Annotated in this window: 14 protein-coding genes and 1 pseudogene; 11 read left to right on the forward strand and 4 right to left on the reverse strand. The window is 77.6% G+C overall.

Annotated features, from left to right (window positions below; all coding sequences use genetic code 11):
• Positions 1 to 13 precede the first annotated feature (13 nt).
• The 7 genes from RND61_RS26070 to cobC all read left to right on the forward strand — a co-directional run bounded on the left by RND61_RS26070 (position 14) and on the right by cobC (position 8,446).
• A complete protein-coding gene (locus RND61_RS26070; protein ID WP_315880549.1) occupies positions 14 to 964 on the forward strand; it encodes a cobalamin biosynthesis protein in 951 nt (316 codons plus the stop codon).
• Positions 961 to 2,466, forward strand: a complete 1,506-nt coding sequence (locus tag RND61_RS26075; protein WP_315880550.1) for a cobyric acid synthase — start codon at positions 961 to 963, stop codon at positions 2,464 to 2,466. Before RND61_RS26070 ends, RND61_RS26075 begins: the two co-directional genes overlap by 4 nt.
• Positions 2,467 to 2,701: 235 nt before the next feature.
• Entirely contained in the window at positions 2,702 to 4,777 is a 2,076-nt protein-coding gene (locus RND61_RS26080; RefSeq protein WP_315880551.1) for a putative cobaltochelatase, read from the forward strand.
• Complete coding sequence (cobO, locus tag RND61_RS26085; protein WP_315880552.1) at positions 4,777 to 5,385, forward strand: cob(I)yrinic acid a,c-diamide adenosyltransferase; 609 nt, start codon at positions 4,777 to 4,779, stop codon at positions 5,383 to 5,385. The genes RND61_RS26080 and cobO overlap by 1 nt, the downstream gene beginning before the upstream one ends.
• A complete protein-coding gene (locus tag RND61_RS26090) occupies positions 5,379 to 6,743 on the forward strand; it encodes a cobyrinate a,c-diamide synthase (protein ID WP_315880553.1) in 1,365 nt (454 codons plus the stop codon). Before cobO ends, RND61_RS26090 begins: the two co-directional genes overlap by 7 nt.
• A complete protein-coding gene (locus RND61_RS26095) occupies positions 6,740 to 7,222 on the forward strand; it encodes a cobalamin biosynthesis protein (protein WP_391654168.1) in 483 nt (160 codons plus the stop codon). Before RND61_RS26090 ends, RND61_RS26095 begins: the two co-directional genes overlap by 4 nt.
• Before the next feature lie 114 nt (positions 7,223 to 7,336).
• Positions 7,337 to 8,446 carry an Rv2231c family pyridoxal phosphate-dependent protein CobC gene (gene cobC, locus RND61_RS26100; protein WP_315880554.1) on the forward strand — a complete coding sequence of 370 codons (1,110 nt, stop codon included), beginning with the start codon at positions 7,337 to 7,339 and terminating at the stop codon, positions 8,444 to 8,446.
• Between the two features lie 49 nt (positions 8,447 to 8,495).
• Here cobC and RND61_RS26105 read toward each other — a convergent pair whose 3' ends face one another.
• Entirely contained in the window at positions 8,496 to 9,425 is a 930-nt protein-coding gene (locus RND61_RS26105) for an SCO1860 family LAETG-anchored protein (RefSeq protein WP_315880555.1), read from the reverse strand.
• A 242-nt stretch (positions 9,426 to 9,667) separates the two neighbouring features.
• On the opposite strand from RND61_RS26105, the gene RND61_RS26110 reads away from it, so the two are divergent.
• Together RND61_RS26110 and RND61_RS26115 are read left to right on the forward strand one after the other, a co-directional pair.
• Positions 9,668 to 11,719 (forward strand): penicillin acylase family protein, encoded by a 2,052-nt coding sequence (locus tag RND61_RS26110; protein ID WP_315880556.1) that lies wholly within the window; start codon positions 9,668 to 9,670, stop codon positions 11,717 to 11,719.
• Complete coding sequence (locus RND61_RS26115; RefSeq protein ID WP_315880557.1) at positions 11,716 to 12,294, forward strand: GNAT family N-acetyltransferase; 579 nt, start codon at positions 11,716 to 11,718, stop codon at positions 12,292 to 12,294. The genes RND61_RS26110 and RND61_RS26115 overlap by 4 nt, the downstream gene beginning before the upstream one ends.
• Positions 12,295 to 12,434: 140 nt before the next feature.
• Here the strand turns inward: RND61_RS26115 and RND61_RS26120 are convergent, their stop codons facing one another.
• The gene (locus tag RND61_RS26120) at positions 12,435 to 13,535 is read right to left on the reverse strand and encodes an amidohydrolase family protein (RefSeq protein WP_315880558.1); all 1,101 of its coding nucleotides are present in this window, start codon (positions 13,533 to 13,535) and stop codon (positions 12,435 to 12,437) included.
• 96 nt (positions 13,536 to 13,631) lie between these two features.
• On the opposite strand from RND61_RS26120, the gene RND61_RS26125 reads away from it, so the two are divergent.
• Positions 13,632 to 14,741, forward strand: a complete 1,110-nt coding sequence (locus tag RND61_RS26125; RefSeq protein WP_315880562.1) for a pyridoxal-phosphate-dependent aminotransferase family protein — start codon at positions 13,632 to 13,634, stop codon at positions 14,739 to 14,741.
• A gap of 88 nt (positions 14,742 to 14,829) precedes the next feature.
• Here RND61_RS26125 and RND61_RS26130 read toward each other — a convergent pair whose 3' ends face one another.
• Entirely contained in the window at positions 14,830 to 15,801 is a 972-nt protein-coding gene (locus tag RND61_RS26130; RefSeq protein ID WP_315880559.1) for a LysR family transcriptional regulator, read from the reverse strand.
• 93 nt (positions 15,802 to 15,894) lie between these two features.
• Between RND61_RS26130 and RND61_RS32760 the strand changes: the two are divergent.
• A pseudogene (locus tag RND61_RS32760) lies at positions 15,895 to 16,074 on the forward strand (ectoine synthase); the annotation flags it as partial.
• 375 nt (positions 16,075 to 16,449) lie between these two features.
• On the opposite strand, the gene RND61_RS26135 reads toward RND61_RS32760, so the two are convergent.
• Positions 16,450 to 17,154 (reverse strand): DsbA family oxidoreductase, encoded by a 705-nt coding sequence (locus RND61_RS26135; protein ID WP_315880560.1) that lies wholly within the window; start codon positions 17,152 to 17,154, stop codon positions 16,450 to 16,452.
• Between the last annotated feature and the right edge of the window lie 223 nt (positions 17,155 to 17,377).

The following is a 17,377-nucleotide window of genomic DNA, read 5'->3' on the forward strand; positions in this document are numbered from 1 at the left end:
GGCTGCTGAGCCGATGCGGGACGATCGAGTCTTCGCGTACGGCGCCACCGCCGGGCTCCTCGGCGACCTGCTCTTCGCGGACCCCCGCCGCGGCCACCCCGTCGCCGCCTTCGGGCGGGCCGCGGGTGCCGTCGAACGCGCGCTGTGGCACGACCACCGCGGCTGGGGCGCGCTCCACACCGCCGTGTGCGCCGGAGGCGCCACCGCGGCCGCCGCGCTCGCCGCACGGGCCGTGCGGGGGCGGGGCGCCGCGTCCGTCGCGCTGACCGCCGCCACCGTGTGGGCCGTCGTCGGCGGGACGTCGCTGGGTCGGGAGGCACGGGCGATCGGCGGCGCGTTGGCCGCCGGCGACGTGGAGGCGGCCCGCGAGCGGCTGCCGCACCTGTGCGGGCGCGACCCGCAGGCCCTGGACGGGCCGGGCATCGCGCGGGCCGTGGTGGAGTCCGTCGCCGAGAACACCTCCGACGCGGTGGTCGGCGCCCTCGTGTGGGGGGCGCTCGGCGGCGTGCCGGGCCTGGTGGCCTTCCGGGCGGTCAACACGCTGGACGCGATGGTCGGCCACCGGTCGCCGCGCCACCGCCGGTTCGGCTGGGCGTCGGCACGGCTCGACGACGTCGCCGGCGCGCCCGGGGCCCGGCTGACGGCCGCGCTCGCCGTCGTCGCGGGCGGTGACCCGCGCGGGGCCGTACGGGCCTGGCGGGCGGACGCGCGCCGGCACCCGTCGCCCAACGCGGGCCCCGTCGAGGCGTCGTTCGCGGGGGCCCTGGGCGTACGGCTCGGCGGCACCCTCTCGTACGGGGGGCGGGTCGAGCACCGGCCGGTCCTCAACGGCGGGGGGCGGGCCGTCGAGGTGGCGGACATCGAACGGGCGGTGCGGCTGTCGCGCCGCGTCGGCGGGCTGGCACTGGCCGTCTGCGCGGGCGGGCGGCTGCTGTACGGGGCGTGGAAGCGGAGGGGCGTGTGAGCGGGGGACTGCTGGTCGCGGGGACGACGTCCGACGCGGGCAAGAGCGTGGTGACGGCCGGGATCTGCCGCTGGCTGGTCCGACAGGGCGTGAAGGTCGCGCCGTTCAAGGGGCAGAACATGTCCCTCAACTCGTTCGTGACGCGCGAGGGCGCCGAGATCGGGCGGGCGCAGGCGATGCAGGCGCAGGCCGCCCGCGTCGAGCCCACCGCGCTGATGAACCCGGTGCTGCTGAAGCCGGGCGGCGACCGGTCCAGCCAGGTCGTGCTGATGGGCAGGCCGGTCGGGGAACTGAGCGCGCGCGGCTACCACGGCGGGCGGCAGCAGGCGCTGTTCGGCACGGTCGTGGAGTGCCTGGAGGAGCTGCGCGCCACGCACGACGCGGTGATCTGCGAGGGCGCGGGCAGCCCCGCCGAGATCAACCTGCGCCGCAACGACATCGTCAACATGGGCATCGCGCGGGCCGCGGGCCTCCCCGTCGTCGTGGTCGGCGACATCGACCGGGGCGGGGTGTTCGCCCAGTTCTTCGGGACGACGGCGCTACTCGCGCCCGAGGACCAGGCGCTCGTCGCCGGGTACCTGGTGAACAAGTTCCGCGGCGACGTGACGCTGCTGGAACCGGGCCTCGACATGCTCTACGACCTGACGGGCCGCCGGACGTTCGGCGTGCTGCCGTACGCCCACGGGCTCGGCATCGACGAGGAGGACGGCCTGCGGGTGTCGCTGCGGGGCGCCGTCCGCGAGTCGGTGGTGGCGCCGCCGGTCGGCGAGGACGTGCTGCGGGTCGCGGTGTGCGCCGTACCGCTGATGTCGAACTTCACGGACGTGGACGCGCTGGCCGCCGAGCCGGGGGTCGTCGTCCGGTTCGTGGACCGGCCCGAGGAGCTGGCCGACGCGGACCTGGTGGTCGTGCCGGGCACGCGCGGCACGGTGCGGGCGCTGGCGTGGCTGCGGGAGCGCGGCCTGGCCGGCGCGCTGGCCCGGCGGGCCGCCGAGGGGCGGCCGGTGCTGGGCGTCTGCGGCGGCTTCCAGGTGCTGGGCGAGCACATCGAGGACGACGTGGAGTCCCGGGCGGGCTCCGTCGGGGCGCTGGGGCTGCTGCCGGTGCGGGTGCGGTTCGCGCCCGAGAAGACCCTCGCCCGGCCGGTGGGCGAGGCGCTGGGCGAGCGGGTGGAGGGGTACGAGATCCACCACGGCGTCGCGGACGTGCGGGGCGGCGAGCCCTTCCTGGACGGCTGCCGCGTGGGGGCCGTGTGGGGGACGCACTGGCACGGGTCGCTGGAGAGCGACGGCTTCCGGCGGGCGTTCCTGCGGGAGGTCGCCGCGGCGGCCGGGCGGCGCTTCGTCCCGGCGCCCGACACGTCGTTCGGCGCGCTGCGGGAGGAGCAGTTGGACCGGCTCGGGGACCTGATCGAGGAGCACACGGACACGGACGCCCTGTGGAAGCTCATCGAGAACGGCCCGCCGGGCGGGCTGCCGTTCGTCCCGCCGGGGGCGCCGTGAGCTCCCCGGCGCGGCCGTCCCCCCTCGTGCGGGGAGCGCGCCGGGACTCCGCCCGGTACCGGGCCGGCGGCGGGCCCGCCCCCGCGTGCACGGGGACCACGGCCCCGCGCCGCGCATCGCCGCCGCGACCCGCCGACCACCCCCGCGTGCGCGGGGACGACCCCGCCGCGGTGGCCCGACACGGCGGCGCAGACCCTTCCGACCGCAGCAGTTCCCTCGAAAGGGGCATCGACTAATGGCCTCGGTTCCCTACCCGTTCACCGCCGTCGTCGGCATGGACGACATGCGGCTGAGCCTGCTGCTCAACGCCGTCGCGCCGACCATCGGCGGAGTGCTCGTCCGGGGTGAGAAGGGCACCGCCAAGTCCACGCTGGTGCGTTCCCTCGCCGCGCTGCTGCCCTCCATGGACGTCGTCGCGGGCTGCCGCTTCTCGTGCGAGCCCGGGGCGCCCGACCCGGAGTGCCCCGACGGGCCGCACGGGACCGCGCCGGGCGTCTCGCGCCCGACACGCCTGGTGGAGCTGCCCGTCGGCGCGTCCGAGGACCGGCTCGTCGGGGCCCTGGACATCGAACGGGCCCTGTCCGAGGGCGTGAAGGCGTTCGAGCCGGGGCTGCTGGCGCAGGCGCACCGGGGGATCCTGTACGTCGACGAGGTCAACCTGCTGCACGACCACCTCGTCGACCTCCTGCTGGACGCCGCCGCCATGGGCGCCTCCCACGTGGAGCGCGAAGGCGTCTCCGTGCGGCACGCCGCCCGGTTCCTGCTCGTCGGGACGATGAACCCCGAGGAGGGCGAGCTGCGTCCGCAGCTGCTGGACCGGTTCGGGCTGACCGTGGAGGTCGCCGCGTCGCGGGACCCGGAGCAGCGGGTCGAGGTGGTGCGGCGGCGCCTCGCGTACGACGACGACCCGGCCGGCTTCGCGGCGCGCTGGGCCGGTGAGGAGGCCGCGCTGCGGGAGCGGATCGAGGCCGCGCGGGCGCTGCTGCCGAAGGTGCGGCTCGGGGACGACGCACTGCGACAGATCGCGGCGACGTGCGCGGCGTTCGAGGTGGACGGCATGCGCGCGGACATCGTGATGGCGCGGACCGCGACGGCGCTCGCCGCGTGGGCCGGGCGCACGGACGTGACGGTCGAGGACGTGCGGCAGGCCGCGCTGCTGGCGCTGCCGCACCGGCGGCGGCGGTCGCCCTTCGACGCGCCGGGCCTCGACGAGGACAAACTGGACGAGACGCTGGAGGAGTTCGGCGGGGACGACGAGCCCGACCCGGACCCGCGGGGCCCCGAGGGCGGCCCGGACGGGGACGGCGGTGACGGCGGTGACGGCGGCCCGGACGGCGGCGGCCCCGGTGGCGGCGGGGGCGTTCCGCCGCAGGCGCAGGGGCCCGGTCCGCAGACCGGCGCGCCGGAGCCGTCCGGGGAGCGGCCGGAGGCGGCCCCCTCCCCCGGCGCAGGCCCGGCCCCCGCTCCGGCGCGCGAGCAGGCACCGGTCGCGGCGGCCGAGCCGTTCCGCACGAAGGCGCTGACCGTCCCCGGGGTCGGCGACGGCGCCGCCGGGCGCCGCTCCCGGGCGCGCACCGAGCACGGCCGCACCACCGGGGCGCGCCGTCCCCGGGGCGCCCTGACGAAGCTGCACCTGGCGGCCACCGTGCAGGCGGCGGCCCCGCACCAGCGGGCCCGCGGCCGGTCGGGTCCCGGGTTCGTCGTCCACCGCGACGACCTGCGCCAGGCGGTGCGGGAGGGACGCGAGGGGAACCTGGTGCTGTTCGTGGTGGACGCCTCGGGGTCGATGGCGGCCCGGCAGCGCATGGGCGCGGTGAAGGGCGCCGTGCTGTCGCTGCTCCTCGACGCGTACCAGCGGCGCGACAAGGTGGGCCTGGTGACGTTCCGGGGGCGGGACGCGGAGCTGGTGCTGCCGCCCACGTCGTCGGTGGACGCGGCGGCCGTCCGGCTGGAGCGGCTGCCGACCGGTGGCCGGACGCCGCTGGCGGCGGGGCTGCTGAAGGCGCACGACGTGCTGCGGGTGGAGCGGCTGCGCGACCCGGCGCGGCGCCCGCTGCTCGTCGTGGTGACGGACGGGCGGGCGACCGGGGGTCCGGAGCCGCTGCGGCTGGCCGCGCGGGCGGCGGGGCTGCACGCGGCGGAGGGGACGGCGTCGGTCGTCGTGGACTGCGAGGCCGGGCCCGTACGGCTCGGCCTGGCCGCGGGGCTCGCGCGGGACCTGGGCGGTAGTGCCGTGACGCTGGACGAACTGCGCGGGGACGCGATCGCCGGGCTGGTCAAGGATGTTCGTACTACGAGGAGGGCAGCATAGTGCCGCAGGGACAGCCGACCGTCGTCCCGGACGACGGTCTCACCACCCGCCAGCGCCGCAACCGCCCGCTGGTGATGGTCCACACGGGGGTGGGCAAGGGCAAGTCGACCGCCGCGTTCGGGATGGCGCTGCGCGCCTGGAACCAGGGCTGGCCGATCGGGGTGTTCCAGTTCGTCAAGTCGGCGAAGTGGAAGGTCGGCGAGGAGAACGCGCTCAAGGCGCTCGGCGCGACCGGCGAGGGCGGCGCGGTCGCCTGGCACAAGATGGGCGAGGGCTGGTCGTGGATCCAGCGCGACCCGAAGGACGGCGAGCAGTCCAACGAGGAGAAGGCGCGGGAGGGCTGGGAGCAGGTCAAGCGCGACCTGGCCGCGGAGACGTACCGGTTCTACGTGCTCGACGAGTTCGCCTACCCGCTGCACTGGGGCTGGATCGACACTGCCGAGGTGATCGAGGTGCTGCGCGACCGGCCCGGGCAGCAGCACGTCGTGATCACCGGCCGCAACGCGCCGCAGGAGCTGGTGGACTTCGCCGACCTGGTCACCGACATGTCCAAGGTGAAGCACCCGATGGACGCCGGTCAGAAGGGCCAGCGGGGCATCGAGTGGTAGCACGTCTCGTCATCGCCGCGCCGTCCTCCGGCGCGGGCAAGACCACGGTCGCGACGGGGCTGATGGCCGCGTTCGCCGGCCGTGGTCTGGCGGTGTCGCCGCACAAGGTGGGCCCCGACTACATCGATCCGGGCTACCACGCGCTGGCGACGGGCCGCCCCGGACGGAACCTCGACGCGTTCATGTGCGGTACGGAGCTGGTGGCGCCGCTGTTCGCGCACGGCGCGCGCGGCTGCGACCTGGCCGTCGTCGAGGGCGTGATGGGGCTGTACGACGGCGCCGCCGACCAGGGCGAGCTGGCGTCGACGGCGCAGGTGGCGAAGTTGCTGCGGGCGCCGGTGGTGCTGGTCGTGGACGCCTCGTCGCAGTCGCGGTCGGTGGCGGCGCTGGTGCACGGGTTCGCGTCGTGGGACCCGGGGGTGCGGATCGGCGGGGTGATCCTCAACAAGGTCGCCACGGACCGGCACGAGCACCTGCTGCGGGAGGCGCTGGGCGAGTCGGGCGTGCCCGTGTTGGGCGTGCTGCGGCGGGCGCCGGCCGTGTCGACGCCGTCGCGGCACCTGGGCCTGGTGCCGGTGGCGGAGCGGCGGGCGCAGGCCGTGGACGCCGTGCGGGCGCAGGCGGAGCAGGTGCGGGAGGGGTGCGACCTGGACGCGCTGCTGGCGCTGGCCCGTTCGGCGCCGCCGCTGCACGCGGAGCCCTGGTCGCCCACGGCGGCGCTGGCGCGGTCGGACGCCGGGGGGCCGGCGGCCGGTGCGCGGCCGGTGGTGGCGGTCGCCGGCGGGGCGGCGTTCACGTTCTCGTACGCGGAGCACGCCGAGTTGCTGGCGGCGGCGGGCGCCGAGGTGGTGCCGTTCGACCCGCTGCGGGACGAGAAGCTGCCGGAGGGGACGCGCGGCCTGGTGGTCGGCGGCGGCTTCCCGGAGGTGTACGGGCCGGAGCTGTCCGCGAACGAGTCCCTGCGGGACGCGGTGGCCGCGCTGGCGCGGTCGGGCGCCCCGGTCGCGGCGGAGTGCGCGGGCCTGCTGTACCTGGCGCGTTCGCTGGACGGGCGGCCGATGTGCGGGGTGCTGGACGCGGACGCGCGGATGTCGGAGCGGCTGACGCTGGGGTACCGGGACGCGGTCGCGGTGAGCGACAGCCCGGTGGCGGCGGCCGGGACGCGGCTGCGGGGCCACGAGTTCCACCGCACGGTGATCGAGCCGGGCGCCGGGGAGGTCCCCGCGTGGGGGCTGCGGCAGCCGGAGCGGCGCGTGGAGGGCTTCGTCCGGGGCGGGGTGCACGCGAGTTACGTGCACACGCACTGGGCGGCGGTGCCGGAGACGGCACGGCGGTTCGTCGGGCACTGCCGGCCGTGAGCCTGGTGGTGGGCGTGGGCGCCCGGCGGGGGGTGACCGCGCGGGAGGTGTGCGACCTGGTCGCGGCGGTCCTGCGGGAGGCGGGCCGGGGGCCGCAGGAGGTGGTGGCGCTGGCGACGGTGGGGGCGAAGGCCGGCGAGCCGGGCCTCGTGGAGGCCGCCTCCCTCCTGGGGGTCCCGCTGCGCGCCCACCCGGCGGACGTGCTGGCCCGGGTCGGAGTGCCCCATCCGTCGGGCGCGGCGCTGGCGGCGGCGGGCACGCCGTCGGTGGCGGAGGCCGCGGCCCTGGTGGAGGCGGCGCGGTGCGGGGTGTTCGGTGCGGCGGGGAGTGAACTCCTCGTGCCGAAGCGGAAGTCCGCCTCCGGCGCGGCGCGTGTGACCTGCGCGTTGGCGGTGGCGCGGGGGAACGGGCGGTTGCCCGCCGGAGGGCTGGGGTACACCCGTGGGGACGCGGTGTTCGAGTTACGGACGCGGCGTTGAACCGCTGATCCCCCGCGCCGGATCCCCGTCCGGCCACCGAGAGTCACCCGGCGGGCCGCCGACGCCGTCGGCCCGCCGCTACCCCCCACTGTCCCCCCACCCCGGCTGGCGGCCATGTATACCCACACAGACAGCGACAGACCGTTCCCCGGCCCCCGCGACGCGGACGCGTACGACCTGCGGCACCACGGTGACGCGGAGGTCCGGGACGAGAAGCTGACCGACCTCGCCGTCAACGTCCGTACGGACACCCCGCCCGCGTGGCTGCGGGAGCGGCTCGCGCAGTCCCTCTGGGGGCTGGCCGCCTACCCCGACGGGCGGGCGGCGCGCGCGGCGGTCGCCGAGCGGCACGGGCTGCCCGCGCGGCGGGTGCTGCTGACGGCGGGCGCGGCGGAGGCGTTCGTCCTGCTGGCGCGGGCGCTGCCGGTGCGGCGACCGGTCGTGGTGCACCCGCAGTTCACGGAGCCGGAGGCGGCGCTGCGGGACGCGGGGCACCAGGTGCGCCGGGTGCTGCTGCGCGAGGAGGACGGCTTCCGGCTGGACCCGGCGCGGGTGCCCGAGGACGCGGACCTGGTGGTGGTCGGCAACCCGACGAACCCGACGTCGGTCCTGCACCCGGCGGAGGCGGTCGCGGCGCTGGCGCGGCCGGGGCGGACCCTGGTAGTGGACGAGGCGTTCATGGACGCCGTTCCGGGTGAGCGGGAGGCGCTGGCCGGGCGGACGGACGTGCCGGGGCTGGTGGTGCTGCGGAGCCTCACGAAGACGTGGGGGCTCGCGGGCCTGCGGGTCGGGTACGTGCTGGCGGCGCCGGACACCGTGGCGGCGCTGGAGCGCGCGCAGCCGCTGTGGCCGGTGTCGACGCCCGCGTTGGTGGCGGCCGAGGCGTGCATGTCGCGGGAGGCGCTGGCGGAGGCGGAGGAGGCGGCGCGGCGGGTGGCCGTGGAGCGGGCGCACCTGCTGGCGGGGCTCGCGGAGTTCGACGAGGTGCGGGCCGTGGAGGCCGCGGAGGGACCGTTCGTCCTGATCCGGGTGGAGGGGGCGGACGTGGTGCGGGAGCGGCTGCGGGCGCTGGGGTTCGCGGCGCGGCGCGGTGACACGTTCCCGGGGCTGGGGCCGCAGTGGCTGCGGCTGGCGGTGCGGGACCGGGTGACGACGAATCGATTCCTCCAGGCCCTGGACCAGGCCCTGGTCATGGCGGGCTGCGGCCGGCCGGACCGGGCGTGACCACCGGTCCCGGCCGGGCCCTTCGCGGGCCGGCCGGGACCGGTGTGCGTCAGGCGCGGGCGCGGCGGGCGAACTTCAGGGCCGCGGCCCCCGCCACGAGGAGGACCGCCGCCCCTCCGGCGAGGTAGGGCGTGCGGGAGTCGCCGCCCGTCTCGGCCAGGTTCCCGTCGGTCGCCCGGGGCCCGGCCGCCCCGGCCGGGGAGGGGGCGGGGGCGGCCGTCGACGGGGCGGGCGCCGGGGACGTCGAGGACGGCCCGGGTGTGGCGCAGCCGGCTTCGGCGAGGGTGACCGTCCCCTCGACCTTGGCGACGTTCAGGTCCAGCGGGTTCACGGCGACCCGGAGGTCGAGGGCCGTCGCCGCGGCCGTGGTCGACGTGGTGGTGCGGTGTGACAGGTCCAGGACGACCTCGCCGACGCCCGGGACGCGGACCGTGCTGCGTCCGCCCGGGGTGAGCGTGACGCGCTTGCCGAGGACGGTCACGGTGCCGAGCAGGTTCGCCTCGGCGGTGGGCGGGGCGCCGGTCTCGCAGACGGCGCGGGCGGTCACCTGGTCGACCCGGACGACGGAGAGCAGGGGCAGGCCGGGCAGGTGCACCCGGGCGCGGACGAGCTTCACGGAGCCCTCCGCGCGCGCCGCGTCCGCGGTGGCCCTCGCCGATGCCGCGTCGGCGCGCAGGAGGGAAACGGGCCTGCCCCGGTCGACGCCGTCCAGCCGGACGGTGAGCGCGGTCCGGTCGGCCGCCGCCGGGGCCCGCACCTCGTTGAGGGCGGCGTCCACGGGGACGCGTACGCCGCCGTCGAGGAGCGAGACGTCCAGGTCGGTCCGCAGGACCGCGGCGTGGGCGGTCGGCGCTCCGGGGGCGGCGGGCGCGGCGGTCGCCGCCGGTGCCGCCGCGGCGGTCAGCGCCGCCAGGGCGGACGCCGCGACGGTGGTCGCCGCGGCGGCGGTGGCGCGGGTGCGGAAGGTGGTGCTGTTCACGGTGGTGGGACCCCCACGGGAGGACAGGGGCCGCCGAACGGCCGCACACAGGGACATGTGTGCGGTGGCGACCCGGGACACCGGAATCCTGGCGTACGGAGGGTGAACGCACCGGCACCCCCGGTGAGTTCACTCCAACGAGGGGTTTCCGGTCGCGCATTCGATTCGAACCGCGCCGGATTGCTTCTCCGCCAGCCGTGGCTTAAGTTAGGCCAGCCTTACCTAAAGAGATCAGGACAAGAGTGAGCATCGAGGTCTACCGGGACCCCTGGGGCATCCCGCATCTGCGCGCCGACGACCCGCGTGAACTCGCCCGCGCCCAGGGCCGCGTCACGGCCCGCGACCGGGCGTGGCAGTTGGAGGTCGAGCGGCACCGCGCCCAGGGCACGACGGCCGCGTTCCTCGGTCCGGACGCCGTCGAGTGGGACGTCTTCGCCCGCCGCGTCCGGCTCGCCGACACCGCCCGGCGCTGCTTCGACCGGCTGGACGCCCCGACCCGCGCCTGGGTCACGGCGTACACGGACGGGGTCAACGCGGGCCTCGGCGAAGGCGCCCGCCGCAGCCGCGAGTTCGCGGACACCGGACTCGAACCGGGCGTCTGGGAGCCCTGGGTGCCGCTGGGCGTCTGGCTGTCGACGCACGTCCTCTTCGCCGGGTTCCCCACCAAGCTGTGGCGCGAGCACGTCGCCCGCACCCTGGGCGACGACGCGGTCGAGCTGTTCGCGACGGACGGCCCCGGGACCTCCGGCAGCAACGGCTGGCTGGTCGACGCCGGCCGGACCGCCACCGGCGCCGCCCTGATCGCGGGCGACCCGCACCGGTTCATCGAGGCGCCCGGCGTCTACCAGCAGATCCGGCTCGCCTGCCCCGAGTACGACGTGGTCGGCCTGGCCGTGCCCGGCGTCCCCGGCCTCGCGCACTTCGGCCACACCGGCACGGTCGCCTGGGCCATCACCAACGCCATGGCCGACTACCAGGACCTCTACCGGGAACGGCTGCGGCGCCGCGCCGACGGCACCCCGGAGGCGCTCGGGCCGGACGGGTGGCGACCCGCCCGCGCCCACACCGAGACCGTCGAGGTGAAGGGCGCCGAGCCGGTCACCGTCGAGGTCGTCGAGACCGAGCGCGGCCCGGTCGTCGTCCCGGACGACGGCGAGGGCGGCGCGATCAGCCTGCGCCACCCGCCGCGCGTCACCGGCGAGCTGGGGTTCGCGGCGCTGCCCGCGCTGCTCGCCGCGCGGACGGCCGGCGACGTCGACCGGGCCTTCGACCGGTGGGTCGAGCCCGTGAACGTCGTGCAGGCCGCCGACACCGGGGGCGGCACGCTCCACCGGGTCGCCGGCCACGTCCCCGTACGGCCGCGGGAGAACATGCTGCGGGTCGTACCGGCGTGGGAGCCGGCGCACGAGTGGCGCGGACGCCACGAACCGCTGCCGCGCGCCCCCGTCGACGGCGTCGCGGTCATGGCGAACGCGCGCGGGCTCGCGGCGCCGCTGGGCGTCGAGTTCGCGCCGCCGCACCGGGCCGACCGCATCACCGGCCTCCTGGAGGCGTCACGGGAGTGGACGGCGCCCCGCATGGCGTCCGTGCACACCGACACCCACCTCGCCTCGGCGCGCCCGCTGCTGGCCCTCGCCGCCCGCCTGGACGGACTCTCCGCGGACGCGGCGGCCCTGCGCGACCGGCTGCTGCGCTGGAACCGGCGCATGGACGCCGACAGCGTGGACGCCGCGCTGTACGCCGCCGTGCGCGGCGGTGTCGTCCGCCGGCTCGCCGCGCACCCGGTGTTCGCGCCGCTGGCCGAACCCCCCGCGTACCCGGCGGTGTTCCGGCCGTGGCTGGCGCTCGTGCCGCGCGTCGCGTACGCGCTGGAGACGCTGCTGACGTCCGGCCCCGTGCCCCCCGCCGACCGGGAGGCCGCCGTGCGGGCCGCCCTGGAGGAGGTCGCCGCCGCGCCGCCGGACGAGCCGTGGGGCGCCACGCACCGGCTCGCCCCGTGGGCGGCGCTGCCGGACGGGGACGACGCGCGGTGGCCCGGACTGGACGGCGACCACGACTGCGTGCTGTCCACGTCGAGCGTGCCGGGCGTCACCGACCGCAGCGCGCGCGGCCCGGCCGCCCGCTACGTGTGGGACCTGGCCCGCCGCGAGGACAGCCTGTGGGTCGTGCCGTTCGGGGCGTCGGGCGTCCCCGGCGACCCGCACGAGGCGGACCAACTGCCGCTGTGGCTGCGCGGCGAACTCGCCCCCGTGATCACCGACTGGAACCGGCTCAGCAAGGAGCACCCCTCATGACCACCGGCACCGACCCGCGCCCCGCCGTGTACGAGCACGTCGTCGAGGGCTTCGGCACGATCCGCATCGTCCCCGTGGACCCGGACCGGGACGCGGCGCTGCTGCACTCCTGGGTGAGCGAGGACCGCGCCCGCTTCTGGGGCATGCGGGACGCGAGCCTCCAGGAGGTACGGGAGATCTACGCGCACCTGGACTCGCTCACCACCCACCACGCGTACCTGGTGCACCGCGACGACGTGCCGGTCGCGCTGTTCCAGACGTACGACCCGCAGGCCGACCGGGTCTCCGAGTGCTACGAGGTGCGGCCCGGCGACATCGGCGCCCACCTGCTGCTCGCCCCCACCGCCGCACCCGAGCGCGGCTTCTCCGCGCACCTGCTGGAGGCGCTCGTCGCGTACTGCCTGAGCACCCACGAGCGGATCGTGGTGGAGCCGGACGCGGCGAACGACAAGGCCGTCGCGCTGATGGTGCGCAACGGCTTCGAGCTCGGCCCCGAGGTGGTCCTCCCGGAGGTCGTGCTCCCGGAGGTCCACCTCGTGGAGAAGCGGGCGCGGCTGGCGTTCCTCAGCCGCTGAACCGCCGCGGACGCGCCGGGCCCGGCCGACCGGTGCCCCGGCGGGTCCGGCGAACCCGGCGGGCCCGACTGGCAGATGACCCGACGGCCCGGCAGCCCGGCGGCCCGGCGGGTACGGCAGGCCCGGCGGGCCCGGCTGCCTCAGACGACGACGCGGCCGTTGAGGACCACCCGCCGGGGCGCCGCCAGGACGCGGACGTCGGCGCGGGGGTCCTCGTCGTAGACGACCAGGTCCGCCGGGGCGCCCTCCTCCAGGGCCGGGCGCCCCAGCCAGGCGCGGGCGCCCCAGGTCGTCGCGGACAGCGCGTCCCGCGCGGGGATGCCGGCCCTCACCAGCTCGGCCACCTCGGACGCCACCAGCCCGTGCGCGAGGGAGCCGCCCGCGTCGGTGCCGACGAAGACCGGGATGCCGGCGTCGTACGCGGCGCGGACCGTGTCGTAACGGCGCTCGTGCAGCCGGCGCATGTGGTCCGCCCAGCGCGGGAACTTCGCCTCTCCCCCGGCGGCGAGGCGCGGGAACGTGGCGATGTTGACCAGCGTCGGCACGATGGCGACCCCGCGCTCCGCGAACAGCGGGATCGTGTCCTCGGTGAGGCCCGTGGCGTGCTCCACGCAGTCGATGCCCGCCTCGACCAGGTCGCGCAGGGACTCCTCGGCGAAGCAGTGGGCGGTGACGCGGGCACCGAGCCGGTGGGCCTCCGCGATGGCCGCCTCGACCTCGGCGCGCGGCCAGCAGGCAGTGAGGTCGCCCGCGTCGCGGTCGATCCAGTCGCCGACGAGCTTCACCCAGCCGTCGCCGCGCCGGGCCTCGCGCGCCACGTACGCGACGAGGTCGGCGGGCTCGATCTCGTGCGCGTAGTTGCGGAGGTAGCGGCGGGTGCGGGCGATGTGCCGGCCCGCGCGGATGATCTTCGGCAGGTCGTCGCGGTCGTCGATCCACCGGGTGTCGGCGGCGGACCCGGCGTCGCGCAGGAGGAGCGCGCCCGCGTCGCGGTCGGTCAGGGCCTGCTCCTCGCTGACCTCGGCGGGTACGGCGCCGTGCGCGTCGAGGCCGACGTGGCAGTGCGCGTCGACCAGGCCGGGCAGCGCCCAGCCGGTCACCGTGCGGACGTCGGCCGCGGGGCGGCCGGTGGGCCGGGCGTAGGTGACCCGGCCGTCCACGACCCACAGCTCGTCCCGGACGTCCTCCGGGCCGGCGAGCACCCGCCCCTTCACATGCAGTACCACCGCGCGATCGCTCATGTCCCGCACTGTACGAGGGGCTGGGTAGGCTCGGCGGGGCGCCCCGTACCCCTGACCGAACAGACGAGCGCACGAGACGTGAAGAGAGCAGCCGACGTGACCCACTCCCACCCCTTCCTGGACCTGTCCCCGCTGACCGCGGACCGCTTCGCCGCCATCGAGCGGCGCGTGGCCGCCCTCCTCGCCACCGAGCACGACGTGGTGATCACGCAGGGCGAGGCGCTGCTGCCGCTGGAGGGGTGCATCCGCGGCGGCGCGCGGCCCGGATCGACCGCCCTGAACGTCGTGACCGGCCCGTACGGGCAGACGTTCGGCGGCTGGCTGCGCGACTGCGGGGCGACGGTGGTCGACCTGGAGGTGCCCTTCCACACGGCGGTGACCGCCGAGGACGTGGAGCGGGCGCTGGCCGCGCACCCGGAGATCGACTTCGTGTCGCTGGTGCACGCGGAGGCGGCGACCGGCAACACCAACCCGGTCGCGGAGATCGGCGAGGTGGTCCGGGCGCACGGCGCGCTGTTCATGCTGGACGCGGTGGCGTCGGTGGGCGCGGAGCCGCTGCTGCCCGACGCGTGGGGCGTGGACCTGTGCGTGATCGGCGCGCAGAAGGCGCTGGGCGGCCCGGCCGGCGTCTCGGCGGTGTCGGTGAGCGACCGGGCGTGGGAGCGGTTCGCCGCCAACCCGCGGGCGCCGCGCCGCTCGTACCTGTCGCTCCTCGACTGGAAGGAGCGCTGGATCGACGGCGGGCGGAAGGCGCTGCTGCACGCCCCCGCGCAACTGGAGATGCTGGCGCTGGAGGCGTGCCTGGAGCGGATCGACGCGGAGGGCGGCCTGCCGGTGCTGACGGCCCGTCACGCGTCGGCCGCGGCGGCGACCCGGGCCGGGGCGGTGGCGCTGGGCGGGGGCCTGGAGCCGTACGTGTACGAGGCGGCGCAGGCCGCGCCGGTGGCGACGACGCTGCGCACCCCGGCCGGGGTGGACGCCGCCGAGCTGGTGGCGGGGGCGCTGGCCGTGGACCCGTCGGCGCCGCTGGCGGCGGGCGGCGGGGCGCTGGCCCGCGAGATGGTCCGCGTGAACCACTACGGCCCCGCCGCCACCCCGGAGGCGGTGCGGGCGAGCCTGACCGCCCTGGGCGCCGCCCTGGCGGGCCTGGGCCGCCCGGCGGACCCGGAGGCGGCGTGGGCGGCCGTCGCGGAGACCTGGCGCTAGGCGAGCGGTCGCCGGGGCCCGCGCACCGGTCCCGGCCACCCACCCGGAGGCAGGCGGACGCCGGAACCCGCTGCCCGGAGGCGGGCGGTCACCGGGCCGCGCGCCGGGTCCCGGACCCGGAGGCGGCCCCCGCCGTGCGCGGGGCCGGTACGGGCGGTGCGGCCCCGGGGCGGGCCGCCGGACCCGGGGGGTCGGCGGTGGCGGCGAGCGCCTCCAGCAGCGCCTGGACGGCCGGGGTGAGGCGGCCCGGCCGGACCGCCAGGGAGACGGGCACGCGGGGCGCCCTGAGCGGGCGGAAGGCCAGGCGGCGGTCGCGCGGGAGGGCGCCCGCCGGGTGCAGCACCGTCCAGGACGGTTCGGCGGCGGCGGCCAGGGCGTCGAGGGTCGCCTGGAGGGTGGTGAACGGCGGGCCCGGCGTCCAGTCGGGGAGGGCCGACGCGACCAGGTCGTGCAGCGCCGGGTTCGCCTCGCGCGGGGCCAGCCGCAGCGGCAGCCGCGCCAACTGGCCCGGGTGCGGCTCCTCCAGCGCGGCGAGCGGGTGCCCGGCCGGCAGGGCGGCCAGCAGCGGCTCGGTCCACACCGGGTGCAGGTCCACGCCCTCGGCGCGGCGCACCGTCCGTACGAGCGCCGCGTCGAACGTGCCGGAGCGGACGGCGGCGAGCCGTCCCTCCTGGGGCGCGCGTTCCAGCCGCACCCGCAGCCGGGGCCGCCGCTCGGCGAGGGCGCCCAGCGCGCGGTACACGCGGTCGGCGAAGGCCCGGCTGCTGCCGAGGCGGAGCAGCCCCTCGGTGCCGCCGACGATGCCCGCGGCGGTCTCCCGCACGCGCCCGGCGGCGGCGAGCGCGGCCCGCGCCTCGGGCAGCAGGCGCTCACCGGCGGCGGTGAGGCGCACGTGCCGGGACGGTGCCTCACGGTCGAACAGCCGCAGGCCCCACTCCCTTTCCAGGTCGTCGATCCGGCGGCCCACCTCCGCCTCGGCGGTCCCCAGCCGTTCGGCGGCGCGCCCGAGGCCGAGTTCCTCTGCCACGGCGACGAAGTACTCCAGCTGACGCAGTTCCACAGCCGCGCCCACCCGCCCCTCACTGTTCGCTGCCCCATCCGCCCGAACCGGTCGACGACCGGCCGGGAACGGCCTCTTCCCCCATGTGTACGGGTGATCGGCGGCGAAGCGCGAACACGACGCGCGCCGCGCCCGGGGAACCGGTCGCGCGGGGGGCGCGAGGGGCTCCTCGACGGGCACGAGCGCCACACCCCGCGCCCTGAGGCCGACTTCCGCCGCGGGTGCGTCTTCGACCCGCCCGTGACGGGCCGGGAGGACCACGACGAGAACGGTGCCCGTCCGGCGCCGGCCGGGGCCGAGGAGGGCCGACCGGTGGAGGACCCGTGTCCCCCGCGCGGCGCGACCGGGGCGGTCGCGCCCCGCCGCGACCCGGTCGTGCGGGGCCGCTCGACGCGGAGCCGGAGGCGTTCGACCGGGACGGCTTCCTCCCCGTCGGGGAGCTGCCGACGGGGAGGAGGTCGCGGTCTGCCGGGCGGAGCTGGAGCGGCTGGTCGCCGACCCGGCCGTACGGACCGGCGAGCGGTCGCTCGTCGGGCCGGGGTCGCACCGGACGTTCCCGGGGCACGGGACCTCACCCCGTGCGGTGCCCCGCCCCCGCCGGGGCCCGGACCCGCCGCCGCGGTGTGCGGCGGCGGGCCCTCGCCGTCGTCACACCGCGCAGGCACCGTCCGCGTCGCAGGCGGGCGCCGGGCCGGCGGTGGCCGCCGGCTGGAGGGCGCGGCCCTGCCACGCCTGCTCCAGCGCCTGCGTGAAGACCTCGGCGGGCTGGCCGCCGGAGACGCCGTACCGGCGGTCGAGGACGAAGAACGGCACACCGGTCGCGCCGAGTTCGGCGGCCTCGCGCTCGTCGGCGCGCACGTCGTCCGCGTACGCCGCCCCGTCGGCGAGCACGGCCCGCGCCTCGGCCTCGTCGAGTCCCGCCTCGACGGCGAGCCGGACGAGCACCTCGGGGTCGTACACGGACCGCTCCTCGGCGAAGTTGGCCCGGTAGGCCAGGTCGAGCAGGGCCTCCTGGCGGCCTCGGGCCTTGGCGAGGTGGAGGAGCCGGTGGACGTCGAAGGTGCTGCCGTGCAGGCGCCCCTCCACCCGGTACGCCAGCCCCTGCCCGTGCGCGACGGAGGCGACGTGCTCCTCCATGGCCCGCGCCTCCTCGGGGGTGCGGCCGTACTTGGCGGCCAGCATGTCGACGACGGGCGCGACGTCGCCCCTGGCGCGGCCCGGGTCGAGCTCGAAGGACCGGTACACCACCTCGACCCGGTCGCGGTGCGCGAACGCCGCGAGCCCCTCCTCGAAGCGGGCCTTCCCTATGTAGCACCAGGGGCAGGCGATGTCGCTCCAGATCTCGACGCGCATGGTGGGTCTCTCCAGGTCGTGGCGGCACGGTCGGCGGATCGATACGGAGAGCGCCTCCGCACCACCGCGTCCCAACACCGCCGCGCCCCGGCGCATTCCCGGACCCCGGCGGGCGCCAGGGCGGTCGGGGCGGGGCGGGTTCCCGGAGCGGGCACTCGCCCCGCCGTGGCCGCGGGCGACCGCGGTGCCCCCGGCGGGGCGCGGGCCGGCCGGGGCCGCCGCG

It is taken from the genome of Streptomyces tamarix (genome assembly GCF_032423885.1).
GTDB classification, from domain to species: domain Bacteria; phylum Actinomycetota; class Actinomycetes; order Streptomycetales; family Streptomycetaceae; genus Streptomyces; species Streptomyces tamarix.